25 protein-coding genes are annotated in these 24,435 nt (G+C 70.0%); 17 read left to right on the forward strand and 8 right to left on the reverse strand.

What is annotated here, in order from left to right:
- Window positions 1-8: 8 nt before the first annotated feature.
- On the forward strand, window positions 9-710 hold the full coding sequence (locus ACFYWS_RS24065; protein ID WP_389279943.1) for a hypothetical protein: 702 nt from the start codon (window positions 9-11) through the stop codon (window positions 708-710).
- Window positions 711-740: 30 nt separating this feature from the next.
- On the opposite strand, the gene ACFYWS_RS24070 is transcribed toward ACFYWS_RS24065, so the two are convergent.
- The gene (locus tag ACFYWS_RS24070) at window positions 741-1,181 is read right to left on the reverse strand and encodes an SsgA family sporulation/cell division regulator (protein ID WP_389279945.1); all 441 of its coding nucleotides are present in this window, start codon (window positions 1,179-1,181) and stop codon (window positions 741-743) included.
- A 216-nt stretch (window positions 1,182-1,397) separates the two neighbouring features.
- Between ACFYWS_RS24070 and ACFYWS_RS24075 the strand changes: the two genes are divergently transcribed.
- Window positions 1,398-2,930: a sigma factor gene (locus ACFYWS_RS24075; RefSeq protein WP_389279947.1), complete on the forward strand. Its 1,533-nt coding sequence runs from the start codon at window positions 1,398-1,400 to the stop codon at window positions 2,928-2,930.
- Between the two features lie 14 nt (window positions 2,931-2,944).
- Here ACFYWS_RS24075 and ACFYWS_RS24080 read toward each other — a convergent pair whose 3' ends face one another.
- The gene (locus ACFYWS_RS24080) at window positions 2,945-3,580 is read right to left on the reverse strand and encodes a TetR/AcrR family transcriptional regulator (RefSeq protein WP_389279949.1); all 636 of its coding nucleotides are present in this window, start codon (window positions 3,578-3,580) and stop codon (window positions 2,945-2,947) included.
- Between the two features lie 90 nt (window positions 3,581-3,670).
- Between ACFYWS_RS24080 and ACFYWS_RS24085 the strand changes: the two genes are divergently transcribed.
- From ACFYWS_RS24085 to ACFYWS_RS24120, 8 genes are read left to right on the forward strand one after another with little or no spacing between them, the layout of a single operon-like run.
- On the forward strand, window positions 3,671-4,441 hold the full coding sequence (locus tag ACFYWS_RS24085) for a 3'(2'),5'-bisphosphate nucleotidase CysQ (protein WP_389279951.1): 771 nt from the start codon (window positions 3,671-3,673) through the stop codon (window positions 4,439-4,441).
- The gene (gene cysD / locus ACFYWS_RS24090) at window positions 4,438-5,343 is read left to right on the forward strand and encodes a sulfate adenylyltransferase subunit CysD (protein ID WP_389279953.1); all 906 of its coding nucleotides are present in this window, start codon (window positions 4,438-4,440) and stop codon (window positions 5,341-5,343) included. The genes ACFYWS_RS24085 and cysD overlap by 4 nt, the downstream gene beginning before the upstream one ends.
- Entirely contained in the window at window positions 5,343-7,262 is a 1,920-nt protein-coding gene (cysN, locus tag ACFYWS_RS24095) for a sulfate adenylyltransferase subunit CysN (protein WP_389279955.1), read from the forward strand. The genes cysD and cysN overlap by 1 nt, the downstream gene beginning before the upstream one ends.
- A gap of 58 nt (window positions 7,263-7,320) precedes the next feature.
- Window positions 7,321-7,701 carry a nuclear transport factor 2 family protein gene (locus tag ACFYWS_RS24100; RefSeq protein ID WP_389279957.1) on the forward strand — a complete coding sequence of 127 codons (381 nt, stop codon included), beginning with the start codon at window positions 7,321-7,323 and terminating at the stop codon, window positions 7,699-7,701.
- A complete protein-coding gene (locus ACFYWS_RS24105) occupies window positions 7,698-8,492 on the forward strand; it encodes an SDR family oxidoreductase (RefSeq protein ID WP_389279959.1) in 795 nt (264 codons plus the stop codon). Before ACFYWS_RS24100 ends, ACFYWS_RS24105 begins: the two co-directional genes overlap by 4 nt.
- A 45-nt stretch (window positions 8,493-8,537) precedes the next feature.
- Entirely contained in the window at window positions 8,538-9,686 is a 1,149-nt protein-coding gene (locus tag ACFYWS_RS24110; protein WP_389279961.1) for a sulfotransferase family protein, read from the forward strand.
- 38 nt (window positions 9,687-9,724) lie between these two features.
- Complete coding sequence (locus tag ACFYWS_RS24115) at window positions 9,725-10,801, forward strand: DUF1214 domain-containing protein (protein ID WP_389279963.1); 1,077 nt, start codon at window positions 9,725-9,727, stop codon at window positions 10,799-10,801.
- Window positions 10,798-11,661: a TIGR03619 family F420-dependent LLM class oxidoreductase gene (locus tag ACFYWS_RS24120; RefSeq protein ID WP_389279965.1), complete on the forward strand. Its 864-nt coding sequence runs from the start codon at window positions 10,798-10,800 to the stop codon at window positions 11,659-11,661. The genes ACFYWS_RS24115 and ACFYWS_RS24120 overlap by 4 nt, the downstream gene beginning before the upstream one ends.
- 38 nt (window positions 11,662-11,699) lie before the next feature.
- On the opposite strand, the gene ACFYWS_RS24125 is transcribed toward ACFYWS_RS24120, so the two are convergent.
- Window positions 11,700-12,923, reverse strand: coding sequence for a carboxylesterase family protein (locus ACFYWS_RS24125; RefSeq protein WP_389279967.1), 1,224 nt, complete (start codon window positions 12,921-12,923; stop codon window positions 11,700-11,702).
- Window positions 12,920-14,242 (reverse strand): MFS transporter, encoded by a 1,323-nt coding sequence (locus tag ACFYWS_RS24130; RefSeq protein ID WP_389279969.1) that lies wholly within the window; start codon window positions 14,240-14,242, stop codon window positions 12,920-12,922. The genes ACFYWS_RS24125 and ACFYWS_RS24130 overlap by 4 nt, the downstream gene beginning before the upstream one ends.
- Before the next feature lie 239 nt (window positions 14,243-14,481).
- Between ACFYWS_RS24130 and ACFYWS_RS24135 the strand changes: the two genes are divergently transcribed.
- The 5 genes from ACFYWS_RS24135 to ACFYWS_RS24155 all read left to right on the forward strand — a co-directional run bounded on the left by ACFYWS_RS24135 (window position 14,482) and on the right by ACFYWS_RS24155 (window position 18,748).
- Window positions 14,482-15,954, forward strand: a complete 1,473-nt coding sequence (locus ACFYWS_RS24135) for a 2-hydroxymuconic semialdehyde dehydrogenase (RefSeq protein WP_389279971.1) — start codon at window positions 14,482-14,484, stop codon at window positions 15,952-15,954.
- An 85-nt stretch (window positions 15,955-16,039) separates the two neighbouring features.
- Window positions 16,040-16,804: a 2-keto-4-pentenoate hydratase gene (locus ACFYWS_RS24140; RefSeq protein WP_389279973.1), complete on the forward strand. Its 765-nt coding sequence runs from the start codon at window positions 16,040-16,042 to the stop codon at window positions 16,802-16,804.
- Complete coding sequence (locus ACFYWS_RS24145) at window positions 16,804-17,235, forward strand: RidA family protein (RefSeq protein ID WP_389279975.1); 432 nt, start codon at window positions 16,804-16,806, stop codon at window positions 17,233-17,235. The genes ACFYWS_RS24140 and ACFYWS_RS24145 overlap by 1 nt, the downstream gene beginning before the upstream one ends.
- Window positions 17,232-17,753, forward strand: coding sequence for a 3-hydroxyanthranilate 3,4-dioxygenase (locus ACFYWS_RS24150; protein WP_389279977.1), 522 nt, complete (start codon window positions 17,232-17,234; stop codon window positions 17,751-17,753). The genes ACFYWS_RS24145 and ACFYWS_RS24150 overlap by 4 nt, the downstream gene beginning before the upstream one ends.
- A 2-nt stretch (window positions 17,754-17,755) precedes the next feature.
- Window positions 17,756-18,748, forward strand: coding sequence for an amidohydrolase family protein (locus tag ACFYWS_RS24155; protein ID WP_389279979.1), 993 nt, complete (start codon window positions 17,756-17,758; stop codon window positions 18,746-18,748).
- Between the two features lie 31 nt (window positions 18,749-18,779).
- On the opposite strand, the gene ACFYWS_RS24160 is transcribed toward ACFYWS_RS24155, so the two are convergent.
- On the reverse strand, window positions 18,780-19,718 hold the full coding sequence (locus ACFYWS_RS24160) for a LysR substrate-binding domain-containing protein (RefSeq protein WP_389279981.1): 939 nt from the start codon (window positions 19,716-19,718) through the stop codon (window positions 18,780-18,782).
- A 37-nt stretch (window positions 19,719-19,755) separates the two neighbouring features.
- The gene (locus ACFYWS_RS24165) at window positions 19,756-20,922 is read right to left on the reverse strand and encodes an acyl-CoA dehydrogenase family protein (RefSeq protein ID WP_389279983.1); all 1,167 of its coding nucleotides are present in this window, start codon (window positions 20,920-20,922) and stop codon (window positions 19,756-19,758) included.
- 46 nt (window positions 20,923-20,968) lie between these two features.
- Here ACFYWS_RS24165 and ACFYWS_RS24170 point away from each other — a divergent pair, with 46 nt between their 5' ends.
- On the forward strand, window positions 20,969-22,078 hold the full coding sequence (locus tag ACFYWS_RS24170) for an acyl-CoA dehydrogenase family protein (RefSeq protein ID WP_389279985.1): 1,110 nt from the start codon (window positions 20,969-20,971) through the stop codon (window positions 22,076-22,078).
- A gap of 19 nt (window positions 22,079-22,097) precedes the next feature.
- On the opposite strand, the gene ACFYWS_RS24175 is transcribed toward ACFYWS_RS24170, so the two are convergent.
- Both ACFYWS_RS24175 and ACFYWS_RS24180 read right to left on the reverse strand, forming a co-directional pair.
- Window positions 22,098-22,904 carry an SDR family oxidoreductase gene (locus ACFYWS_RS24175; RefSeq protein WP_389279987.1) on the reverse strand — a complete coding sequence of 269 codons (807 nt, stop codon included), beginning with the start codon at window positions 22,902-22,904 and terminating at the stop codon, window positions 22,098-22,100.
- Between the two features lie 64 nt (window positions 22,905-22,968).
- The gene (locus tag ACFYWS_RS24180; protein WP_389279989.1) at window positions 22,969-23,724 is read right to left on the reverse strand and encodes an SDR family NAD(P)-dependent oxidoreductase; all 756 of its coding nucleotides are present in this window, start codon (window positions 23,722-23,724) and stop codon (window positions 22,969-22,971) included.
- Between the two features lie 133 nt (window positions 23,725-23,857).
- On the opposite strand from ACFYWS_RS24180, the gene ACFYWS_RS24185 reads away from it, so the two are divergent.
- A complete protein-coding gene (locus ACFYWS_RS24185) occupies window positions 23,858-24,361 on the forward strand; it encodes a MarR family winged helix-turn-helix transcriptional regulator (RefSeq protein ID WP_389279991.1) in 504 nt (167 codons plus the stop codon).
- Window positions 24,362-24,435 lie beyond the last annotated feature (74 nt).

Genomic DNA, 24,435 nt, shown 5'->3' on the forward strand with positions numbered 1-24,435 from the left:
CTGACTGTATGGCGGACGATGCGCGGGCGGGTGAAGCTGAGCACGCTGACGAACAGCATGCGCGACTGGACGCACGAGAGATCAGCGCCGACGAGCGGGACCGGACGGCGGACAACCGCGATGAAGTGGCGGACCAGCGCGACGAGCTCGCCGATGAGCGCCAGCGGCGTGCCGACCTCCGCGATCTGCAGGCGGATCAACGCGACAACGTGCTCGATATTCAGGGTGACTGGTTGGACCAGCGCCACCCGGCGGGTGGCGTCGCCGACCTCGCCGTCATTCAACGGGCGCTCACGACGATCGCCCGGAGTCGCGACCTGATCCGCGACAGCCAGGCGCGCCTGGACCGGGCCGAGGGAACCGTGTCGCGGGCCAAGGCGCGCGCCCAGCGTGAACAGGAGGCCGTGGAGCGCGAGGTGAGCGCCACGGCCCGTCAGGTGGGCGGTTCGGATCTCCCTGACGGCCTCACCGCCGACGTCGAGCGGCTGCGGAAACTCGCGCTCATACTGGTGGCCGAACTGGGCGCGGCCCAGGACGCGTCGGCCGAACGGCATGAGCGGCTGGCCCACAGCAACCCACGCCACAAGGATCTCCATCGCGCCAACGCGGAACAGGCCCGCACCGCAGCCCGCCGTACACGACAGGCCGCTCGACTGTTGAGCGCGGAGCCCGCCACCCCTGAGGGCGGGGGCGGCGCGCCGCCGGACTGAGAGTCCGCACCCTGAGGGTCGGGGTCGGCGTCATCGTTCGGTCTCGGGGCCCAAGAGCGTAGCCAGGGCACGGTCGACGACGGCCTCCACATCCTCGTCGCCGAACGGTACGAGCGCGTACGTACGCAGCAGGAAACGGCGCAGGGCCGAGGTGTCGAACTGGACCACGGCCATTCCCTGCGGCGCGTGCAGTTCGACGACGGTGCGCGCACGGCCGCACGGCCACACATGGACGTCGCCGGACCCGGTCGGCACGCGCAGGCCGTCGTCGAGGAGGGCGCGGGCGAAGGCCCACGTCACTTCGACACCGGCGAGCGTGGCCTCGGCGGGGAACACCAGCCGGAGGGCGAGCGGGTCCGCGGATTCGTAACGGAGGGTGACGTCGACACTGCGCTCGGGACCCTGGCCCTCGGCGATGACGAGGCGGGCCCGGGCGGACTGTTCGAGCGTGACGGGCAGCGTGGTCGGCATGACGGATCCCTTTCTGCACTGCTTGTTCCAGGTGTCCGTTCGACACGACGGCGGGGCGAGTCATTACGGCGTTTCCGGACAAGGTGCCTGTGACCTGCGTCACCCGCCCCTCCATAATCCGACATTTGTGAATTACGGTGGCAAACTCCTCGCCCGATCCGCAGTCGGGCAGAGCACTGCCAGAGCACCGCCGACGTCGGACGGAAGACTCCTGCCATGACCGACGGCCCCGCCGCCGCGCCGATACCCCCCGCCGCCACGGAAGGCGGCCTCAGCCCCACCGCGTACGCGCGGATCTACGAGGCGGAGCAGCCCCGCCTCGTCGCGTACGCCCGCTCACTGACCGGCAGCCCCTGGCTCGCCGACGACCTCGTGGCCGAGGCACACTTCCGGGTCTGGCGGCGCCTCGCCGCCGGGCACACCATCGACAACGTGGCGGCGTACCTGACCACGACCGTGCGACACCTGGCCGCCTCGGCCGGGCGCGGGGCGGCGCGCGAGACACCCCTCGACCCGCACGCGGGCGTCGAGCCGGTGCAGGCGTCGAACGGTGCGTACGGTTCCGGGACCTACGGCGACCAGGACCCGGCCGCCCGCGCCTCCGCCGTGGACCTGCTGTCCCAGGTCCTCGGGCAACTGCCGAAGCGGTGGGTGAAGGCCCTGTGGCTCGCCGAGGCGGAGGGGCAGCCGCTGGAGGCGGTGGGCCGCGGCATCGGCGCGGGCAGCGGGGCCACGGCCGTGCTGCTGCACCGCGCGCGGGAGGGCATGCGGCAGGCGTTCCTGCGGGCACACCCGGGGACCCCGGACGACCCGGCGTGCGAGAGCCACTGGGACCGGATGCCCGCACACGTACGCGGCAGCGCGTCCACGCGCCAGTCGGAGAAGCTCCTCGCACACGTCGACGACTGCGACGACTGCCGGGCGCGGCTCGCGGTCCTGCTGCGCGCCAACGACCGGCTGCCGGCCCTGGTGGGTCCGGCGCTCCTGATCTTCGTACTCGGCGGTGCCGGAAAGTTCCTGGTGCCGCTCGCGGCCGGGGCCGCGGCGGGCGGTCACGGCGCCGGCTCCGGGCTGCTGCACGGCGTACGGCACGTGCTGCCCGGCGGGGCGAAGGCGCAGGGCGCCGTGGCCGGGATGCTCGGGGTCTCGATGGCGGGCGCCGCCGTCGTGACCGGGCTCGTGCTCACCGGAAACAGCGACACGGTGCCGCCGCAGCGGTCGGCGGCGGTGCAGAACGAGTCACCCACCGCACGCGACAGCGCTCCGCCGCCCCCGTCCTCACACCCCTCAACTTCCGCGTCACGTAAGCCCATTGCTCCGCAGGACCACTCGCAGCGCCCGGCCGAACCCGACACCGAGGCGGCGCCGGGCGGGCCCGCGGACACGGAGGCGCCGCCGGTCCCCGAGCCCCCGAACTCCCGGACCGCTCCCCCGGACCCGCCCGCAGCCGAGCGCTCCGTACCGAAGGAGCCGACAACCGACGAGCCGACGTCCGGCCGCACCCCGCCCGAGCCACCCACCACCCCTGAGGCACCGCCCACCCCTACGGCACCGCCTACGCAGACACCGACACCGACGCCCACCACCCCGACAGAGCCCGCACCCACCACCACTGAGCCCGCACCGACCACGACACCCCCGACGCGGCCTTCTCCCTCCACCGAACCCACCACTCCCCCGGAGCCCAGCACCCCCGCCCCCACCTGCACGCGCTGGCTCGGGCCGATCTACGTCTGCCGCGTCGGCTGACACCACCGCACATCTCAAGCGGAGCGGCCGGTCGCACCCGGCGCGGAGATGCCTCGGGTGATCGCGTCGGCGGCGAAAGCGACGAGGTCCGACGGGTCGAGGTGTGGGGCCCAGTTGTTGGTCAGGGTTTCGGAGACACCGATCACGCCGGCCACCACGAACCGTAGGAGTGCGGAATCCTCGCGGAGGGGGCGGCCCTCCTTGGCGGCGGCCTCGATCAGAGCGGCGTGGAGCGCTTCGTCGTACCGGCGCGACGCCTCACGCAGCTCAGTGACGGAGGCACGATCGTATCGGGCGTCCCCTTCGACGGTCGCCCACGTCGGCGTCAAACGCCCCACCCTGGCCCACTGACGGACGGACTGAGGGATCACCGCGGCGATCAGCGCGGCGACCCCCTCCTCCCGGGGGAGGGCCTCGACGACGGCGGTGGACTCGATCTGACTCTCGATGAGCAGGGCGATGAAGATCTCCTGCTTGTCGGCGAAGTACTGATAGATCAGCCCGGTGCTGGTGCCTGAACGCTGGGCCACCGACCGGATGGTGAGTGCCGCGTACCCACCCTCGTCCAGCAGCGCGGCAGCCGCGTCCAGCGTCATCCGGCGCCGCGCCTCCGCGTCGCCGTAGACGGACTTCGTGCTCGATTCCTTCATGTGCTCACGGTATCCACGGGGAGGCGCGCAAGAAAGAACATTGTTCAGAATGGATTGAACGTTGTTCATTCTGGGGCTACGGTCCTCCCCATGACGAACCCTGACGTCTCATCACCTCTACTTGCCGATGGGCAGGCGGCGGCGGATATCGCCACTGAAGCCGGCGCCCTGCTGCTGGCGCATCGGACGGATCAGGAACGCGCTGGCGCCGACCCCTCCGACGTACGCAAGGCCGGGGACCAGCTCTCGCACGACTTCCTGGTCGCCACGCTCGGCCGACGGTTCCCGGGTGACGCGGTGCTCTCCGAGGAGGGCGCCGACGACCTGGCCCGTCTCGCGGCCGACCGGGTGTGGATCGTCGACCCGCTGGACGGCACCCGCGAGTTCGGTGAGTCCGGCCGCACCGACTGGGCCGTCCACGTCGCGCTCGTCGAGGCGGGGCGGCTGGTCGCCGGTGCGGTCGCGGTGCCCGGACTGGGTGTCACCTTCTCGACGGCGGACGCGGTCGCGCCGCTCCCCGCGCTGCCCGCGGTCCCCCGCGTGGTCGTCAGCCGCACCCGCCGGCCCGCGCCGGTGACGGCCATGGCCGAGGCGCTCGGAGCCGAACTGATCGAGATGGGATCGGCGGGCGCCAAGGCGATGGCAGTGGTGCGCGGTGAGGCCGATGTCTACGCCCACACCGGCGGCCAGTACGAGTGGGACTCGGCGGCCCCCGTCGCGGTCGCACGCGCCGCCGGACTGCACGTGTCCCGGATCGACGGATCCGAACTCCGCTACAACCAGGAGAACCCCTGGTTGCCCGACCTGCTCATCTGCCGTCCCGAACTGGCCGACCGCGCTCTGGGGGTACTTGGACGATGACACCCACCCTGACCCACCTCGAACGACTCGAAGCCGAGAGCATGCACATCATGCGGGAGGCGGTCGCGGGCAGCGAGAACCCCGTGATGCTCTACTCCGTCGGCAAGGACAGCGCGGTGATGCTGCACCTCGCGCGGAAGGCGTTCTTCCCGTCCAAGCTGCCGTTCCCGTTGCTGCACGTCGACACCACGTGGAAGTTCCGTGCGATGTACGCCCTGCGTGACGAGACCGCGGCCGCCGGGGATCTGGACCTACTGGTGCACAAGAACCCCGAGTGCGTGGAGAAGTCGATCAACCCGTTCACCCACGGGTCGGCCACACACACCGACATGTGGAAGACGGAGGGGCTCAAACAGGCCCTCGACCTCTACAAGTTCGACGCCGCGTTCGGCGGAGCGCGCCGGGACGAGGAGAAGTCGCGGGCCAAGGAACGCATCTTCTCGGTCCGCTCGGCCGAACACCGGTGGGACCCGAAGAAGCAGCGCCCCGAACTGTGGCGGATGTACAACGTGCGCAAGTCGCCCGGCGAGAGCCTGCGCGTCTTCCCGCTGTCCAACTGGACCGAGCTGGACGTCTGGGAGTACATCCGACAGGAGCAGATCCCGATCGTGCCGCTCTACTTCGCGGCGAAGCGACCCGTCGTCGAACGCGACGGAGCACTGATCATGGTCGACGACGAACGGATGCCACTGCTGCCGGGCGAGGAACCCGAGCTCAAGAGCGTGCGCTTCCGCACGCTCGGCTGCTACCCGCTCACCGGGGCCGTCGAGTCCACCGCGGAGTCCCTGACCGATGTCATCCAGGAAATGCTGCTGACCTCCACGTCCGAGCGCCAGGGACGGGTCATCGACCACGACAGCAGCGCATCGATGGAGAAGAAGAAGCAGGAGGGCTACTTCTGATGACGCACTCGACCCACTCAGCCCCCTCGGCCGATCTGATCGCCGACGACATCGAGCAGTACCTCGAACGGCACGCGAACAAGAGCATGCTCCGCTTCCTCACCTGCGGCAGCGTCGACGACGGCAAGTCCACGCTCATCGGACGGCTGCTCTACGAGTCGAAGCTGGTCTTCGAGGACCAGCTCACCGCGCTGGAGGCCGACTCCCGCAAGGTGGGCACCCAGGGAGAGGGCCTCGACTTCGCGCTGCTGGTCGACGGTCTTGCCGCCGAGCGCGAGCAGGGCATCACGATCGATGTCGCGTACCGCTACTTCTCCACCGAGCGCCGTAAGTTCGTCGTCGCCGACACCCCCGGCCACGAGCAGTACACCCGGAACATGGTCACCGGGGCCTCCACGGCGGACCTCGCGGTGATCCTGGTCGACGCCCGCAAGGGCGTGCTCACCCAGACCCGCCGACACTCCTACCTGGTGTCACTGCTCGGCATCCGCCACGTGGTGCTCGCGGTCAACAAGCTCGACCTGGTGGGCTATTCGCAGGAGGCCTTCGAGCGCATAACCGACGACTACTCCAGGTTCGCGGAGGAGATCGGTCTTGGCGACGTCGTGGCCATCCCCATGTCGGCGTACGTCGGCGACAACCTCACCGAGCCCAGCCCCAACACCCCCTGGTACCAGGGCCCGACGCTGATGGGGCACCTGGAGACCGTCGAGATCGACGACGACCTGATCGCCACTCCCTTCCGGATGCCCGTGCAGTGGGTGAACCGGCCGGACCTGGACTTCCGTGGGTTCTCCGGACAGATCGTCAGCGGCGTGGTGCGGCCCGGTGACCGGGTGCGGGTGCTGCCGGGCGGCGGGGAGTCCTCGGTCGCCCGGATCGTCACCCGGGACGGCGACCTGACGGAGGCGACAGCCGGTCGGTCCGTCACGGTCACGCTGGCCGACGAGATCGATGTCAGCCGTGGTGACGTGCTGGCCGTGGCCGATGCCGTGCCCGGTGTCGCCGACCAGTTCGAGGCGCGCCTGGTGTGGATGGGCGAGGACGAGATGCTGCCCGAGCGGCCGTACCTCTGCCAGATCGGCACCATGAGGGCGCAGGCGCGGATCACCAGGCCCAAGCACAAGATCAACGTCAACTCCCTGGAGAAGACGGCGACGAACACCCTCGCCCTCAACGAGATCGGCGTCTGCAACATCAGCTTCGACCGCCCGGTGCCGTACGACACGTACCGCGCCAACCGGGACACCGGCGGCTTCGTCCTGATCGACCGGCTCACCAACGCCACCGTGGGCGCCGGCATGATCGAGCATCAGCTGCGGCGTTCGGACAACCTCCACTGGCAGGCCGTCGACGTCGACGAACGCGCTCGCGAGCAGCTGATGGGCCATCGCCCCCAGATCCTGTGGCTGACCGGGCTCTCCGGCTCCGGGAAGTCGACGATCGCTAACGAACTGGAGCGCCGGCTGCACGCGCTCGGTGCGCACACCTATCTCCTGGACGGCGACAACGTTCGCCACGGACTGAACCGTGACCTCGGGTTCACCGATGCCGACCGGGTGGAGAACATCCGGCGCGTCACCGAGGTCGCCCGGCTGATGGCCGACGCGGGCCTGATCGTCATCGCGTCGTTCATCTCGCCCTTTCGCGCGGAACGAGACGCGGCCCGGGAGCTGGTCGGGCCCGAGCGGTTCTGTGAGATCCACGTGGACACTCCGATCTCGGTCGCGGAGGAACGGGATCCGAAGGGGCTTTACCGGAAGGCGCGGCGCGGCGAGCTGCCCCACTTCACCGGAATCGACTCGCCCTACGAGCCGCCGCGCTCGCCCGAGGTACGGATCGACACCACGTCCGTCGCCCCGGAGGAGGCGGCCGACCGGATCGTCGGCTTCCTCCGCTCACGTGGCGTCATCGCCTGAGCGAGCACGAGCACATCACGCGCACCGCTGTTCCCTCCTCAGGACAAGGAGTTCCTCCATGCCCAGCCGGGACGACATCTGCTCCGCCATCGAGTCCTACGTGAGACACCTCGGCAACCACGACGTCGACGAACTGGTCGCGTTGTTCGCCGAGGACGCCGTCCAGCACGAGCCGATCGGTGTCACCAGCTATCGAGGTGTCGACGAGATCCGGACCTTCGACACCCAGAACGCGAAGGTCGACTTCACCGTCAGCCTGCTCTCACCGATCACCGTGACCGGGAAATACGCCGCGACGCAGCTCCGAGTGGAGAGGGCCGGCATGCATGCCTTCGCGACCACCGACCTGTTCGAGTTCGACGACGCGTGCAAGATCGTGTCGCTCAGCGTGCTCATCGATCCCCGGGCGCTGGTCGACCCGGCGCAGGGGCCGGCATGACGCTGACACGGATTCCACTGCTTGAGGGAAAGACCGTACTGGTGTCGGGGGTGGGTCCTGGCCTCGGCCGCTCCCTCGCCGTGCGCAGCGCCCTCGCGGGTGCCCAGGTGGTGCTCGCGGCCCGCACCCGGTCCAGGCTCGAAGCGGTGGCCGACGAGATCCACGGCCTCGGTGGCGAAGCCGCCGTGGTGACAGCCGATCTCACCGACGACGCATCGGTCGAGAACCTCGCGGAGAAGGCGTGCGGCGCCTTCGGCCGGCTCGATTCGGTGATCCACAACGCGTTCGTCCAGCCCGCCCAGGTCAGCCTCCTCGACGCCGAACCGGACGACGTGCGGCAGGGGTTGGAGATCAACCTGATGGCCGCACTGAACCTCACCCGCAAGCTGGTGCCCGCGCTCGTCGAGGCGCAGGGCTCGGTCGTGATGATCAACTCGATGGTGCTCCGGAACCAGCTGCCGGGCTTCGGCGCGTACCGGATCATGAAGTCGGGCCTGCTGGCCCTCGCCCGGAGCCTGTCCGTGGACCTCGGCCCCCGCGGAGTGCGCGTCAACTCCGTTGCCCCCGGCTACATCTGGGCGGACTCGGTCAAGGCGTGGTTCGAACGCCAGGCGGCCGAGCGTGGCGTCGACCCGAGCGTGGTCCACGACGAGATCGCGGCCGGAGCCGACCTGCGCCGGCTGCCCGAACCCGACGACATCGCGAACACCGCGGTCTTCCTCGCCTCGGAACACGCACGCGCGATCACGGGGCAATGCCTGGACGTCAACTGCGGGCACGCCCACCACTGAACACACCCGCCCCTGAACACACCCACCCCTGCCCCGGAGAGGGACATGACCACACAGGACACCCCGACGGTCGGCACCGCCGACGAACTCCTCGCTCTCGCGACCGAGGCGACCGGCCTCGACGACTTCGGTGACGACGACTTCCGCGAGGGGCTTCAGGTACTGATCTCCAGCTTCGACGCCGATTCGCGGCTCACCCCGCACGGCGTGACGATCGCCCGCGCCATGATGACGAAGGCTCTTGTCGGCAGGGCGCGCAGCGAGGCGGCGTTCGCCCGGCACCCCGAGCACACCGAGGTCGGCATCGAACGCCCGGTCTTCGTCTGCGGCCTCATGCGCACGGGCAGCACCGCGCTGCACCGGCTGCTGTCCGCCGACCCCGCCCACCAAGGCATCGAGACATGGCTCGCCGAGGCTCCGCAGCCTCGGCCCGCCCGTGAGGACTGGTCCGCTCACCCCGACTTCCGGCGCGCGCAGGCCCACTTCGCGGCCCGCCGGCGCAACGAGGCGGAGCTGATGAAGGTGCACTTCATGGACGCCGACGAGGTCGAGGAGTGTTGGCAGCTGTTGCAGCAGTCGATGCGGTCGGTGGCCTTCGAGTGCGTCTCGTACCTCCCCACGTACTCGAAGTGGCTGGCCGGACAGGACTGGACCGACACCTACGCCAGGCACAAGAAGAACCTTCAGCTGATCGGCATGAACGACCCCGAAAAGCGCTGGGTGCTCAAGAACCCCAGCCACGTCTTCGCGATCGACGAGATCATGCGGGTCTACCCGGACGCCCTGATCATCCGGACCCACCGCGCCCCGAGGACGGCCATGGCCTCGACCTGCAGCCTGGCCGAGCAGGGCAAGCACGACATGTCCGCGGCGTACGACCGCGAGACCATCGGCCGCACCCAACTCGCCCTGTGGGCCCGGGGAATCGAGCACTTCGAGGAGGCCCGACGCCGCTACGACCCGCGGCAGTTCCTCGACGTCGACTACCAGGACTTCGTCACCGATCCGCTCGGCACCGTCGGGGGCATCTACGAGCACTTCGGCCTGGAGTTCACGACTCGGGCGCGCGAGGCGGTCGAGGCCTCGCACCGCAAGAGTCTGGGCGCGCACCGGCGTCCCGACCACCGGTACCGCCTGGAGGACTTCGGTCTGACCGGGGCCGAGGTCGACGAGCGCTTCGCCGACCGTGCCTGACGAGGCGTCATTCGCCTGATTCAACAAAGGAGTTGACCATGAACGCCGCATGGGAGAAGTTCTGCGCCGACCTGCTCGATGTCGGAAGGATCCTGCACGACGACATCGTGCCGCAGGATCCACTGACGCAGGCCGAGGGCGTCCGCTACCTGAGCCGCCTGGTCAGGTACGCGACGATCAACTGCGTCGAGTACACCGACCCGCGCTGGCCGAGCTTTACGTCAGCACCCAACCCCAACATGAGGACGAAGATCGGGGCCGACAACCCCGACAACATCTATCTGCGTGCCAACATCTCCGGCCGGCACACCTACCGGATCACCGGCACCCGCGGCACCATTCCCCTCCTCACATTCGGATCGCGCGTCAACCGCTACCACATCGACGGCACCATGCTGCAGACCGGCGATCTGCACGCCCATGACCTCGACGTCGACGAGCACGGCCGGTTCTCGTTCATCGCGAGCGTGGAGCAGCCCCCGGAAGGTGCCTGGCTGCCACTCTCGCCGGACAGCAACCTCATCTCCGTGCGGCAGACACACCAGGACCGCCCGAGCGAGATCCCCGCCGAACTGTCCATCGAATGCCTGGACCCGGACGGCGAGTTCACCCCGCTCACTCACGAGCAGATGAGTGAGCGTCTCACCGCGGCCATCGGCATGGTGCGCGGCACCGCGAACACCTTCCTGGAGTGGAGCCGCAGGTTCGGTCCGCGGGCCAACGAAATCGTGGACTGGGGCCAGGAATCCTTCCAGAAGGCCGGTGGCGATCCGACGATCTTCTACCTCCACGGGTACTGGAAGCTGGCGGAGGACGAGGCCTGGGTCATCGAGACCGAGGTACCGGACTGCGAGTACTTCAACTTCGTGCTCCAGAACTTCTGGCTGGAATCCCTCGATTACCACCGCACCAACATCCACCTCAACAACCACACGGCCAAGCTCAACGACGACGGCACCCTGACCATCGTGGTGGCGGCCAAGGATCAGGGCCACGGCAACTGGATCACCACGGACGGGCACCGCGAGGGCACCTTCGCGATGCGCTGGATCAAGGCCGACTCGCACCCGATCCCGACGTCGAAGGTCGTGAAGGCCCGGGGTGCGGAGCGATGAGGTTCACGCTCGCGCCGGCCATGGTTCCGCTGGACCAGCTCGTGCCGCTGGCGAAGACGGCCGAGGAGTGCGGATTCAGTGCCGTCGCGCTGCCGGACTCGGTGTTCTTCTCCGAGCGTGCCGCGGCGAACTACCCGTACACGTCCGACGGGCGGCGGATGTGGACCGAGGAGACCCCGTTCGCCGACCCGCTGATCTCCGCCGCCGCGATGGGCGCTTGCACCGAGTCCATCGTCTACCGGACGAACGTGCTGAAGCTCGGCTCCCGTAACCCGCTGCTCCTGGCCAGACAGATCGGTACGGTCGCGAACCTCACCCAAGGACGGTTCGAGCTGGGTGTCGGGGTCGGTTGGGCGCCCGAGGAGTTCGAGTGGTGCGGTGTGCCGTACGAGCGCAGGGGTGCGCGGGTAGACGAGATGATCGAGGTGATCAGACTCGTCCTCGGCGGGGGCATGGTCGAACACCACGGCGAGTTCTACGACTTCGACAGGCTCCAGATGAGCCCCGCTCCGCCGCGCGAGGTCCCCGTCATCGTCGGCGGCCACACGGATGCGGCGCTGCGGCGCGCGGCCCGGATCGGCGACGGATGGACCTCGGCGCTGATGGGGTTCGACGAGCTGGTCAAGACGATGGAGCGACTGCACGCGCTGCGCGCGGAGTTCGGTACCGCCGACCGGCCGTTCGACATCCAGGCGTCAGGCGTCGATCGCCACGGAGCGGAGGGCTACGCGGAGCTCGCGGCCGCGGGTGTCACCAACGCGACCGTGTCACCGTGGGCGATGAAGGGGCTGGCGACGGACTGCCCTGTCGAGGCGAAGCAGGATGCCCTCAGGGAGTTCGCGGCCGAGCACATCGGCTGACCCCGACGGCCCAGGCCGGGCCCTGTCCCCTTCTTCGCTCAGGTGGCGATTGCCACGAGGGGGGCAGGGAGCGGGCCAGGGTCTCCCGTACGGGCGAAGGATGCCCATGCCGCGCGGACACGACGCCCCAGCCGGTCGACGTCCGGCCAAGCGAGATTCCCGAGCATCGGCGAGCCCTTCCAGGCTTCCCCGCTGCCCAGAAGCAGCGGGAGCTCCACACAGTGGGTGGCTCCGTAGGAGGAGCCGGGCGGTCGCCAGTCGAGCCGGTAGCCGTGCACCCGGCCACCATGCTTCTTCAGCTCGGCCGCGAACTGCGTGAGCGGCAACTCATAGGTGCGGCGGGTGCGTTCGTGGGCGTTTCCGCTGTCGGCAGGGCCCTCGGGGAAGGCGGACATGTCCTCCGCGTTCCAGCCGTACAGAAGGTCCGGGGGGCCGGGGTGTCCGCCGAGGTCGCCCGCCCGGCCGGGGATCGGGTCGGTGCCGGCGACCGGGCCGAACGGCGGGGCCAGAAAGTTGCCGGTACTGCGCTGCACGTCGGCTGCCGTGCGTAGTTGGGCGGTGAGCAGGTCCGCCGCCGACGCCGTGCGCGGGTCGCTGCCGAGGTGGTCGGCGAACACGCGGCCGGTCGCGCGGGCCTCGGAGAGCGGCCGGGTGGCGATGGACAGCGGAGGGCTCTGCAGGATCGCGCGCTGGAACAGGCCCCGGGCGGCGGGCATCCCCAGGAACAGCCGGATGGCCAGGGCGCCGGCCGACTGGCCGAAGAGGGTGACACTGCCCGGGTCCCCGCCGTAGCGGGCGATGTTGTCGTGGACCCAGCGCAGTGCCGCCAGTTGGTCGTGGAGGCCGAGGTTTCCCTCGCTGACGCCGTCGAGGACGAGATAGCCCAGCGCGCCGAGCCGGTGTCCGACGCTGACGACGACCACGTCCTGTTCTTCCGCCAGCGCGCCGCCGTCGTACCAGTCGAGAACGCCGGCGCCGCTGCTGAAGCCACCTCCGTGCAGCCAGACGAGGACGGGGCGGCCGGTGCCTGTGCCGTCCGCCGTCGCGGCGGCGGGGGCCGTGACCGTCAGGTGCAGGCAGTCCTCGCTCTGCGGGAGCCGGTCGTGCGGCGGTCCCATCACCGCGTCGAGCCGGGAGGGGGCCTGGGGACAGATGCTGCCGGTGGCGACGGGCTGCCCGCCGGGCACGACACGGGGCAGCGCGAAGCGCTCCGCGACGGCGAACCTGATGGGGCCGCTGCGTACCGCCCTCGCCGCGTTCATCGTTCGCCCGCGAACTCGCGGGGCAGGGCCGCCGGTTGGACCGGCGTCTCCGGCACCGCCCGGAACAGGGCCACGGCCCCCACGAGGCTCAGCGCACAGATCCCGACGAGGTACCAGGTCACACCCGACGACGAGCCGCCGGCCCCGAGCAGCGCGCTGGAGATCATGGGTGCGAGGCCGCCGCCCAGCACGGCGCCGGCCTGGAGGATGAGTGACGTGCCGGAGTAGCGCACCTTCACCGGGAACGTGTCGGCGATGATGGCGCCCTGGACGGAGTGGGTGACCGGAATGATCAATCCCATGCCGACCAGGGCCAGCAGGGCCACGGCGTCGTCGCCGACATCGAGCAACGGGAAGTACGCGGCACACCAGACGAGGATGGCCACCGAGCCCCAGATGAACAGCGTGCGGCGCCCCCTTCGGTCGGCGATCCAGGTCCACACCGGAATGGAAAGGAACCACAGTACGGCGGCTGCGCTCACCCCGAGGACGAGGAACTGCTGGTCATAGCCGAGGTGTTGAGTGCCGTACGAGAGTGTGAACACCATGAACACGTAGGCGACCGCGGAGTTCGCGAGCACGGCGAGCAGGGTCAGCCCCAGCCGTGGTGCGCCGACCTTGAACGCGTCGGCCAGCGGGAAGCGGACGGTCTCCTCGTGTTCCCGGGCCCGGTGGAAGGAAGGGGATTCGGTGACGCGGAGCCGGACGATCAGTCCGACGGCGACCAGCAGGATGCTCAACAGGAAGGGGATGCGCCAGGCCCAGGCGGTGAACACGGCATGTCCCGCCAGCGAGTTGACGGCGAGGAAGACGAGGTTGGCCAGGATCAGTCCGGCCGGGGTGCCCATCTGGGGAAACCCGGCGTAGAGATTCCTGCGCCCCTCGGGGGCGTGCTCCATCGACAGGAGGGTGGCGCCGGCTCCCTCGCCGCCGAGGCCGATGCCCTGGACGATGCGCAGTACGACGAGGAGCGTCGGCGCCCACAGGCCGATGGTGTCGTAGCTGGGCACGAGGCCGATGAGCGTGGAGCCAAGGCCCATCATCAGGAGTGAGACCACCAGGGTGGAGCGGCGGCCGATGCGGTCGCCGAAGTGCCCGAAGACCAGACCGCCGAGCGGACGGGCCACGAAGCCCACCGCCAGAGTGGCGAACGCGGCGAGGGTGCCCGCCGCCGGGCTCAGGGACGGGAAGAACTGCTTGTCGAAGATGAGTGCCGCGGCCGTGCCGTAGAGGAAGAAGTCGTACCACTCAAGGGTCGTGCCGAGGAGGGTGGCCAGCGCTGTTCTGCTCGCGCCGGGGTGCTGCTCCGCGTCGCTCATGGATACCTCGTTCACTGTGAGGCGGAGGGGCCGGCCGGCGGGCGCGCCGGGGCCGTGCGTCGTTATCGCTGGATCCTGGAGGGCCTGCCCGCCCCGGACAAATGCCGTTTCACCTGCGGGCCATAGCGGTTTGGGTATAGCGGGTGGTCCGGAGCACCCTGAAGACATACCGAAACGTGTATACCTCGCGCCGAAAAGTTCATTTGTCAGTCATGGCGCTCCGGTTCCAGGCTGAGGTCATGACGGCACAGACACCGCGGTGGATCCGCAACTTCGTCGACGGGCGCTACGTCGACCCTCAAGAGCGGCACTGCTTCGACGCCATTGACCCGGCCACCGGCCGTGCCCACGCCCGCGTCCACGAGGCCGACGAGGCCCTGGTCGACCGGGCGGTGACCGCCGGGCGCAAGGCCCTTGGCGGGTGGGCGGCCACACCGGTTCGCGAGCGCGCCGACGTGCTGCGCAGGGCGGCGGACCTGATCGAGTCACGGTTCGAGGAGTTCGTGGCCGCCGAGGTGGCCGACACCGGCAAGCCCGTCGCGCTCGCCCGCGACCTGGACGTGTCCCGCGCCGTCGCCAACTTCCGCACCTTCGCGGATGTCGTCGCCGCCGCGGGCCAGGAGTCGTTCCTCACCGACCTTCCCGGCGGGCGGCACGCGCTCAACTACGCGGTGCGCAAGCCGCTCGGCGTGGTCGCGGTCATCGTGCCGTGGAACCTGCCGCTGCTGCTGCTCACCTGGAAGATCGCTCCGGCTCTGGCGTGCGGCAACACCGTGGTCGTCAAGCCCAGCGAGGAGACCCCCGGCACCGCGACGCTGCTCGCCGAGGTGCTGGCGGAGGCGGGGCTGCCGGCCGGCGCGTACAACGTGGTGCACGGATTCGGCGGCGGCTCGGCCGGGGAGTTCGTGACGACGCACCCGGGGATCGACGGAGTCACCTTCACCGGCTCGTCGGCGACGGGCGCCCAGGTGATGAGGACGGTGGCGCCGCGCGTGCGGCCGGTCTCCTTCGAACTGGGCGGCAAGAACGCGGCGTTGGTCTTCGAGGACGCCGACCTCGAAGAGACCCTGGAGGGCCTGACCCGGTCGGTGTTCGCCAACACCGGCCAGGTGTGCCTGTGCACGGAACGGGTCTACGTCCAGCGGTCGGTCTTCGCAGACATCGCGGACGGGCTGGTCGAACGAGCACGGTCACTGCGTCTGGGCAGCCCGCTCGACCCGGCGACCACCACCGGCCCGCTCATCTCGCAGGCGCACCGGGAGAAGGTCCGCGGATACCTCCGACTCGCCGAACAGTCGGGGGCGAAGACACTCACCGGCGGCGGCACACCCGGTCTCGGCCCGGACCTGGACGGCGGTTCATGGATCGAACCCGCCCTGTGGACCGGCCTCACCAACGCCGACCGGCCGGTGCGCGAGGAGGTCTTCGGGCCCGTGGCCGCGCTCATCCCCTTCGACACCGAGGAGGAGGCCATCGCGCTGGCCAACGACACCGAGTACGGTCTCGCCGCCTCGGTGTGGACCAGCGACCTGCGGCGCGGGCACCGGGTCGCGCAGGCGATGAACGTCGGCATGTCCTGGGTCAACACCTGGTTCCTGCGGGACCTGCGCTCCCCGTTCGGCGGCGTCGGGCTCTCCGGCCTGGGCCGCGAGGGAGGCGCCTCGTCCCTGCACTTCTACACCGAACCGACCAACGTGTGCGTGCAGTTGTGAGGCCCGCGCCCTCCCGCCACGCCCGCGCCACCACCGTGAGCACCACCTTGAGCGCCACCTTGAGCGCCACCGAAGGAGACCTCCGATGATCACCGAGGAGACCGTCGACGAACTGGCCGCGTGCCTCGACGGCGCGCAACGCGCCGTCGCCGACACCGAGAGCCTCGCCGACACCCACCCCCTGACGATCGACGACGCCTACGCCGTGCAGAAGGCGCTGCTCGGACGGCGCACCGGACGCGGCGAACGGCGCACCGGCGTCAAGCTGGGCTTCACCAGCAAGGCCAAGATGGAACAGATGGGCGTCTCGGAGATCATCGTCGGCGAGTTGACCGACGCCATGTGCGTGGCCGACGGGGGCACGGCCGACCTCGCCCGGTTCATCCACCCCAAGGTGGAGCCCGAGGTCGCCTTCCGGATCGCCCGGGACGTGGACGTCGACTCCCCGGACACCGACATCGCCGCCTGCGTGGACGCCGTCGCCCCTGCCCTGGAGATCATCGACTCCCGCTACCGGGACTTCCGCTTCACCTACGAGGACGTCGTCGCGGACAACACCTCCGCCGCCGGCTACGCCATCGGCCCGTGGCAGCCCCTCCAGGACGTGTCCGACCTCCCGGTACGGCTGCGCGGTGAGAGCCGCGAGGCGGCGGGTTCCACCGCGGCCATCCTCGACGGGCCGCTGAACGCCCTGCGCGCGCTGCTCGACATGGCCCGCAGGCGCGGTTTCGCCCTGCGCGCGGGGGACGTCGTGCTCGCGGGCGCCGCCACCGCGGCCATTCCCCTGACACCGGGCGTCACCACCTGCGAGGTGGCCGGCCTCGGCCAGGTCAGTGTGAGGTGCGTGTGATGGACCAGGCCCGCATCGTGCCGGGGAAGGCCACCCCCCGGGGACGCTTCCCGCACTTCCGCCGCGCCGGAGACCTCGTCTTCGTCTCCGGCACCAGCTCCCGCCGCCCCGACAACACCTTCGTCGGCGTGGCCACCGACGCGATGGGCACCACCGACCTCGACATCCGGGCGCAGACACGCGCCGTCATCGAGAACATCGGCGACATCCTCGCGGATGCCGGTGGCACCCTGTCCGACGCGGTCCAGGTGACCGCTTACCTGGTCAACATGAACGACTTCGGCGGCTACAACGAGGTCTACGGCCGGTACTTCGACGAGAACGGCCCGGCCCGGACCACTGTCGCCGTCCACCAGCTCCCGCACCCGCACCTGCTCATCGAGATCCAGGCCGTGGCACACGTGCCCACCGCCACCGAGGAGGACCAGTGACCGACATCCCCGAGGTCATCGACTTCCAGGGCTGGATAGACGCCCACGCGCACCTGCTCAAGCCGCCGGTGAACAACCGCACCATGTCGCTCGGCAACGACTTCATCGTCCAGATCGTCGGCGGCCCCAACCAGCGCACCGACTTCCACCTGGACCCGTACGAGGAATGGTTCTACCAGGTCAGGGGCGACATGCACGTCAATCTGATGACCGATGAGGGCCCCAGGACGGTGCACATCAGGCAAGGGCAGGCCTGGCTGCTGCCGGGCAACGTGCCGCACTCGCCGCAGCGACCGGACCCGGACTCCATCGGTCTGGTCATCGAGCGGGTCCGTGAGGAGGGCAAGCTGGAGAAGTTCCTGTGGTTCTGTCCCTCGTGCTCGGCGACGGTGCACGAGGTGGAGCTCCAGGTCCGCGACATCGTCGCCGATCTGCCGCCCGTGTTCGAGGAGTTCTACGGCGACGAACGGGCCAGGGTCTGCTCCTCGTGCGGCGCCCTGCACCCCGGGAAGGGCTGACCGTGGCAGACATCATCGACGTGCACACGCACTACGTGCCCCGGGGCTGGCCGGACCTGACGGCCCTGGGCGGCGCCGACGCGCCGTGGCTGCGGATCGAGTCCGAGACCGAAGCCGTGATCATGACCGGGTCCTCGGAGTTCCGGCGGATCCAGTCGGACTGCTGGGACGCGGCCGTCAGGCTCCGGGACATGGACGCCGACGGTGTGAGCGCCCAAGTGGTCTCCCCCACCCCGGCGTTCTTCCACTACGGCCGCAGCGGTGCGGAAGCGGCCAGGATCGCCCGGATCTTCAACGACCTGGCTCTGGAGATCACCGCCGCCGCACCGGAGCGGCTGATCCCGTTCTGTCAGGTGCCCCTTCAGGACCCGGACGCCGCATGCCGTGAACTGGAACGGGCCGTGGCCGCAGGGCACCGCGGCGTGGAGATCGGCAACCACGTCGGCGACCAGGACCTGGACAGTGAAGGCGTCGTCACCTTCCTCCAGCACTGCGCGTCCCTGAACGTGCCGGTCTTCGTGCACCCCTGGGACATGGACACCTCACCGCGTCTGGACCGGTGGATGGCACGCTGGCTGACGGCCATGCCCGCGGAGACGCATCTGTCGATCCTCGCGCTCATCCTCGGCGGCGTCTTCGACCGCATCGACGAACGCCTGAAGATCTGCTTCGCGCACGGCGGAGGCTCGTTCGCCTTCTGGCTGGGCCGCATGGAGAACGCCTGGCACCGGCGGGGTGACATCATCGGGACCTCGCAGTACCCGCCCTCGCACTACCTGGGCCGCTTCTACGTGGACTCGGTGGTCTTCGACGAACGCGCGCTGCGGCTGCTCGTGGACACCGTCGGTGAGAGCCGGGTCATGGTCGGGAGCGACTACCCGTATCCGCTGGGCGAGCACCCGGTCGGTGAGGTGGTGCGCAAGAGCGCCGTCCTCACCGATCAGGCACGCCACCTGATCACCCGTGGCAACGCGGAACGCTACCTGGGGCTTTGAGTCCCCTCGTCTCCTGTGCCCCCGGCCCGCCTCATGCGCGCCGGGGGTTCGCCTGCATGGACTCCGCGGCCTCCTCCAGGCACCGCAACAGGGCCTGCGCCGACGGGCTGAGGGCGGAGCCGGCCGACAGCGTCACCCCGACCCTGTGGCCGATGTGTTCCAGCGGCACCGGGAGCCGGGCCAGCCGGCTGTCGTCCTGCACGATCAGTGCCGGCAGCACCGCCACCATGTCGGTCTCAAGGAGCAGCTGACGCACCGTGAGGAACGAGGTCGCCTCCACGCGGTTCTGCGGAAGTTCGAGGCCTTGCCGGGTGAAGAGCTCCTCGACCTCATGGCGCAGCACTGTCTGCTGTCCCGGCACGATCCAGGGGAAACCGACGGTGTCGACCAGGTCGACGTCCGGGCGTTCGGCCAGCGGGTGCCCCGCGTTGACGATGAGACCGACCGACTCGTCGTAGAGCGGGCGCCGCTCAAGACCTTCCGTGGAGGGAGCGGTCAGCCGGCCGACGATCAGGTCGACCCGTCCGGCCTCCAGGTCCAGCAGCAGGTCGTCGGGCGAGGCCTCGCGCACCACGACGGTGAGGAAGGGGTGGTCCTCTTTCAAGCGCGCCACCGCATGCGGCAGCAGGATGTTCGAGCCCGCCAGATGCGTGCCGACGACTACCGTCCCGCGGTCCGCGGCGGCCAGCTCCACCATGTGCCGTCCGGCTTGGGTGAGTTGGGCGAGCACGGCGCGCGCGTGCCGCGTGAACGCCTCGCCGTAGAGCGTCGCGGTGACTCCCCGCGGTCCGCGCTCGAAGAGCTCCACCGCGAGGATGGCCTCCACCTCGTGCAGGCTGCGGGTCGCGGCCGGCTGGGTCACGTGCAGTTCGGCCGCGGCGCCGACCACCGAGCCCTGCCGGGACAGCGCGTCGACGAGCAGCAGGTGGCGCAGCTTGAGTCGGCCGTCGAACAGTCGGGGAAGATCCACCTGTGGACCATAACCGACGGCAAAGCCGCGCCTCGTGTCACGGCCGGGCCTCTCGGGGCAGCCCGAGCACGCGCTCGGCGATGATGTTGCGCTGGATCTCGTTCGAGCCGGCGTAGATGGTGTCGGACCGGGAGAACAGGAACAGCCGCTGCCAGTCGTCGAGATCGTAGGGTTCTCCGGCGGCGAGCAGACCGTCGGCGCCGCACACCTCCATGGCGAGTTCGCCGAGCTCCCGGTGCCAGGTGGCCCAGTAGATCTTCCCGATGGACGCTTCGGGCCCGGGGGCCCCGGCGGCGGCTCCGTCGAGCATGCGCAGCGCGTTGAACCGGATGGTCTCCAGGCCGATCCAGGCGCGGGCGAGCCGGTCACGTATCAGGGGGTCATCGGCGCTGCCGTTGCGACGGGCCAGCTCGATCAGCGTCTCCAACTCCCGCCGAAACCCGACCTGTTGACCGAGCGTGGACACACCCCGCTCGAAGCCGAGTGTGGCCATGGCGACCTTCCAGCCCTCTCCGGGCGCGCCGACGATGTTCGAGGCGGGCGTGCGGGCCCGGTCGAAGAAGACTTCGTTGAACTCGCTGGTGCCGGTCAGCTGGGTGATGGGCCGGATGTCCACACCGGGCTGGTCGAGCGGGACCAGCAGGTAGGACAGTCCGTGATGGCGTACGGATCCGGGTTCGGTGCGGGCCACGACGAAGCACCAGTCGGACTCGTGGGCGAGGGAGGTCCAGATCTTCTGTCCCGTCACCGTCCATGTCTCGCCGTCGCATTCGGCCCTGGTGCGCACATTCGCGAGGTCCGATCCCGCGTCCGGCTCGCTGTAGCCCTGACACCACAGTTCCTCGGCCTTCACGATCGGCGGCAGGAATCGGGCGCGCTGCTCGGGCGTCCCGAAGGCGATGAGGGTCGGCCCGAGGAGCTGTTCGCCGATGTGGTTGACCCGGGCAGGGGCGTCGGCGAGGGCGTACTCCTCATGGAAGGCGACCTGCTGTTCGAGGGTGGCGCCGCGGCCTCCGTACTCCACGGGCCAGCCCACGCAGGTCCAGCCGGCGGCGGCCATATGGCGCTCCCAGCCCAGCCGCTCGGCAAGCGCCTCGTGCTCGCGGCCGGGCCCGCCGCGGCCCCGCAGGGCGGCGAACTCGCCGGTGAGGTTGGCCCGCAGCCAGCTGCGAACCTCGGCACGGAACTCCTCGACGCTGGTCATGGACGTACGCTAACCTACCAAACACTTGTTAGGGAAGGAGGGGCGGATGTCCGCAGCCCAGGACGCGAGTCGGGACATGAGCCAGGACATGAGGCTGACGCGCGAGCACGAGGAACTGCGTTCCGCCGTACGGTCACTGCTCGGCCGGTACGAGGGTGCGGACGCCTGGCAGCCGTTGACCGAGCAGATAGGCGTCGCGGCGCTCGCCGTACCGGAGAAGTACGCGGGGGCCGGGTGCGGGGCGGTCGAAGTGCACGTGGTGATGGAGGAGTTGGGCCGGGCGCTGAGCCCCGTGCCCTTTCTCGGCTCTGCCGTACTCACCGCACAGGCCCTCCTCGCCTCCAGGGACGACGACGCCTGCGCGCGGCTGCTCCCCGGCATCGCCGACGGCAGCTCCGTCGCGTCCCTGGCCTGGGCGGAGGACGGCTCCTGGGACCCCTCGCGGACCGACTCCAGGGCCACTTCGGGCACAGGAGGGAGCTGGCGACTCCACGGCGTCAAACAGCATGTGCTCGACGGCGCCGAAGCCGACGTGCTGCTCGTGTCCGCCCGCACCGACCGCGGCGTCTCGCTCTTCGAGGTGACCCCGCGGCAACCCGGCGCGCAGATCGAGACCCGCGTGACCATGGACCAGACCCGCCCGCTGGCGCGGTGGCGGTTCGAGGGGGCCGAGGGGCGGCTCGTCGGTACGGACGGCGATGGGGTCGGAGCGCTGGAACGTGCCCTGGATCTCGCCTGCGTGGCCCTGGCGGCCGAGCAGGTGGGGGCCGCCGAGAGGTGCCTGGAGCTGACGGTCGCGTACGCCATGGAGCGCGTCCAGTTCGGCCGGCCCATCGGCTCCTTCCAGGCCGTCAAGCACCGCCTGGCGGACGCGTACGTGCTCGTGGAGTCGGCGCGTTCGGCGGCCTTGGGAGCCGCCTTCGCGGCGGCGGACTCACCGGACTTCAGCAGATACGTGTCGGTGGCCAAGTCCGCGTGCTCGGAGGCCTTCTCGGCGGTGGCGGGCGAGATGATCCAGCTGCACGGCGGCATCGGCATCACCTGGGAACACGACGCCCACCGCTACTTCAAGCGGGCACACGGATCGTCCCAGCTCTTCGGGACACCGGCCCGGCACCGTCGACGACTCAGTGACAGTCTGGGCCTCCCCGCATAGCAGGGGCACGCTCCCGGACTCACCCCTCCGGCGTCCACACCTTCGGCCAGTCCAGGCCGCGCAGGTGGGCGTCGAGGCCGCCGTCGCAGTACATCAACGTACCGACGCAGTAACCGGACTTGGCGGACAGCAGGAAGAGGACGAGCTCCGCGACCTCCTCCGGGCTGCCCGCCCGCCCCGCCGGGACGGACTTGAGGAACGCCTCGATGCTCGCGGCGATCCGCGGGTCCTTGCGGCCCGCCTGGGTCATGGGGGTGTCGATGAACCCGGGCGCGATGGCGTTGAGGCGGATGCCGTCCGCGATGTAGTCGGCGGCGCGGGTACGTGTGTAGTGGGCGATCGCGGCCTTGGTGGCCGGGTAGGTGAGCACGCCGCCCTCGTCGGCCAGGGAGTCGGCGAGGGCGCGCGCCGCCTCCTCGTCGCCCGCGAGACACGCCTCGGCGAGCTTCGGGTTCCAACCGGGCTGTGTGGTCGTGGAGTTGGAGGAGGCGAGGACGACGGAGGCGCCGCCCGCGGCGGCCAGGGCCGGGCGCAGTTCTTCCAACAGGCCGATGGCGCCGTAGTAGTTGACGGAGACCAGCAGGCTCGCCGGCCGGCCCGCGCCGCCGGAGAGCCCGGCGAACGGCACGAATCCGTCGAGGCGCCCGTCGGCGAGCCTGGTGACCTCGGCAGCCGCGGCGCTCCGCCCTTCCGGTGTGCCGAGGTCGGCGGCCACGTCGGTGCCGCGCAGGTCGACCCCGATGACACGGTGTCCCTGTTCGGTGAGCCGGGTGGCGATGGAGGCGCCCATACCGGAGGCGGCTCCGGTGACGGCGATGGTTCCCATGTCGGTCTCCTCTTGGTGGTTCAGTGCGTACGTGGGCTGCGGCAGGTGGGCGTCGGGAGCGGTCTCAGCGGAGCTTCACGGCCCCGCCGTCGGCCATGACCGTCTGCCCGGTCATGTACTGCGCGTCGTCACCGGCCAGGAAGGCGACGATGGGGGCGACATCGCGGTCGGGGTCGCCGAAGCGGCCGAGCGGCACCGAGGCCGCGGACTGCGCGTACTGCTCCGGGCGCGCCTCGGCCCAGGCGGCGACGCCGGACGTCAGGGCCATCGGGCAGACCACGTTGACCCGGATGTTGAACGGTGCCCACTCATTGGCGGCCACGCGACTCAGGCCGCGGATCGCTTCCTTGGCCGCCGCGTAGGAGGCCTGGTTGGGCTGGCCGTTCAGGCCCGCGCCGGAACCGAAGTTGATGACGCTGGCGTTGCCGCTCTTCTTGAGTTCCGGCAGGGCGGCGAGCATGAAGTTGCGGGTCGCGTACAGGCCGGTGCCCATCGCCAGGTCCCAGTCGTCGTCCGTCTGCTCCTCGAAAGGCTTCTGCCGTGACACGCTCGCGTTGTTCACCAGCACCTCCAGGGAGCCGAAGCGGTCCACCGCGGTGGCCACGGCGGTGTCGGCGACCTCGCGGTCGGAGACATCGCCCCGCAGGAAGACCACGGCGTCGCCCAGCTCCTTCGCGATCGCCTCCCCCGCCTCCTCCTGGAGGTCGACGACGACCACGCGGGCGCCGCGCGCGACGAACTCCCTGGTGATGGCGCCGCCGATACCGGATGCACCACCGGTGACGATGGCCGTCCTGTCTTGCAGGGTGGGAAAACTCATGACGACACGCCTCTCTGCGAATGCACGCTACGATGTGCATGTTACATACACACTAGCGCGCACTTCCCGGGGTCGGCCGCTCGAAGCCGGGACCGCGACGAGCCGGGACCACGACGAAAGGAACACCGCACCCATGACCGAGCCGAGCGAGCAGGAACACAGTCTGGGAGATCTGGAACGGGAGCTGACCCTCCTGTCCCGGCACTTCATCGCGGCACGCGGCCCGCGCATCGGCCAGAGCCTCGACCGCTCGGCATACGTGTTGCTGACCCGCCTGGAATCGGGCGACCCGCTCACGCTCAAGGAACTGGCCCACACGTTCCAGGCCGACGTGTCCACCATCAACCGGCAGATCGGCGCCATGCTCAAGCAGGGCCTCGTCGAGCGGATCGAGGCCACGGCCAAGGGAGGCGCACGCACCTTCCGCCCCACCCCGCTGGGCCTTGAGCGGCTGGAGGCGGACCGGGCCATCAGCCGGGCGGGGGCCGCCCGGCTGATCGAGGCGGCGGGCTGGAGCGGCGAACGCACGCAGCAGTTCCTCACGCTGATGATCGAGTTCAACCACGGCATCGAACAGCTCGAAGGTCTCGCGTGGGACCGCTCGACGCGGACACGGGACGGTTCCGCCACGGAATGAGCCCTCGGCTGCGCCGTTCCTCCCGTGCCAAGATGAGGCATGCCGACATACTTGGACAAAAGGAGCGAGAGGCG

It is taken from the genome of Streptomyces sp. NPDC002795 (assembly GCF_042888725.1).
GTDB lineage: Bacteria > Actinomycetota > Actinomycetes > Streptomycetales > Streptomycetaceae > Streptomyces.

Excerpts from the sequence above, each read along its gene's own strand:
- ACFYWS_RS24100 (WP_389279957.1), top strand. The coding sequence starts at position 7,321 with ATGCCCAGCCGGGACGACATCTGCTCCGCCATCGAGTCCTACGTGAGA.
- ACFYWS_RS24165 (WP_389279983.1), bottom strand. The coding sequence starts at position 20,922 with ATGACCAGCGTCGAGGAGTTCCGTGCCGAGGTTCGCAGCTGGCTGCGG.
- ACFYWS_RS24185 (WP_389279991.1), top strand. The coding sequence starts at position 23,858 with ATGACCGAGCCGAGCGAGCAGGAACACAGTCTGGGAGATCTGGAACGG.
- ACFYWS_RS24140 (WP_389279973.1), top strand. The coding sequence starts at position 16,040 with ATGATCACCGAGGAGACCGTCGACGAACTGGCCGCGTGCCTCGACGGC.
- ACFYWS_RS24120 (WP_389279965.1), top strand. The coding sequence starts at position 10,798 with ATGAGGTTCACGCTCGCGCCGGCCATGGTTCCGCTGGACCAGCTCGTG.
- ACFYWS_RS24070 (WP_389279945.1), bottom strand. The coding sequence starts at position 1,181 with ATGCCGACCACGCTGCCCGTCACGCTCGAACAGTCCGCCCGGGCCCGC.
- ACFYWS_RS24145 (WP_389279975.1), top strand. The coding sequence starts at position 16,804 with ATGGACCAGGCCCGCATCGTGCCGGGGAAGGCCACCCCCCGGGGACGC.
- ACFYWS_RS24125 (WP_389279967.1), bottom strand. The coding sequence starts at position 12,923 with ATGAACGCGGCGAGGGCGGTACGCAGCGGCCCCATCAGGTTCGCCGTC.
- ACFYWS_RS24180 (WP_389279989.1), bottom strand. The coding sequence starts at position 23,724 with ATGAGTTTTCCCACCCTGCAAGACAGGACGGCCATCGTCACCGGTGGT.
- ACFYWS_RS24135 (WP_389279971.1), top strand. The coding sequence starts at position 14,482 with ATGACGGCACAGACACCGCGGTGGATCCGCAACTTCGTCGACGGGCGC.
- ACFYWS_RS24065 (WP_389279943.1), top strand. The coding sequence starts at position 9 with ATGGCGGACGATGCGCGGGCGGGTGAAGCTGAGCACGCTGACGAACAG.
- ACFYWS_RS24170 (WP_389279985.1), top strand. The coding sequence starts at position 20,969 with ATGTCCGCAGCCCAGGACGCGAGTCGGGACATGAGCCAGGACATGAGG.
- cysN (WP_389279955.1), top strand. The coding sequence starts at position 5,343 with ATGACGCACTCGACCCACTCAGCCCCCTCGGCCGATCTGATCGCCGAC.
- ACFYWS_RS24085 (WP_389279951.1), top strand. The coding sequence starts at position 3,671 with ATGACGAACCCTGACGTCTCATCACCTCTACTTGCCGATGGGCAGGCG.
- ACFYWS_RS24175 (WP_389279987.1), bottom strand. The coding sequence starts at position 22,904 with ATGGGAACCATCGCCGTCACCGGAGCCGCCTCCGGTATGGGCGCCTCC.
- cysD (WP_389279953.1), top strand. The coding sequence starts at position 4,438 with ATGACACCCACCCTGACCCACCTCGAACGACTCGAAGCCGAGAGCATG.
- ACFYWS_RS24075 (WP_389279947.1), top strand. The coding sequence starts at position 1,398 with ATGACCGACGGCCCCGCCGCCGCGCCGATACCCCCCGCCGCCACGGAA.
- ACFYWS_RS24130 (WP_389279969.1), bottom strand. The coding sequence starts at position 14,242 with ATGAGCGACGCGGAGCAGCACCCCGGCGCGAGCAGAACAGCGCTGGCC.
- ACFYWS_RS24115 (WP_389279963.1), top strand. The coding sequence starts at position 9,725 with ATGAACGCCGCATGGGAGAAGTTCTGCGCCGACCTGCTCGATGTCGGA.
- ACFYWS_RS24105 (WP_389279959.1), top strand. The coding sequence starts at position 7,698 with ATGACGCTGACACGGATTCCACTGCTTGAGGGAAAGACCGTACTGGTG.
- ACFYWS_RS24080 (WP_389279949.1), bottom strand. The coding sequence starts at position 3,580 with ATGAAGGAATCGAGCACGAAGTCCGTCTACGGCGACGCGGAGGCGCGG.
- ACFYWS_RS24110 (WP_389279961.1), top strand. The coding sequence starts at position 8,538 with ATGACCACACAGGACACCCCGACGGTCGGCACCGCCGACGAACTCCTC.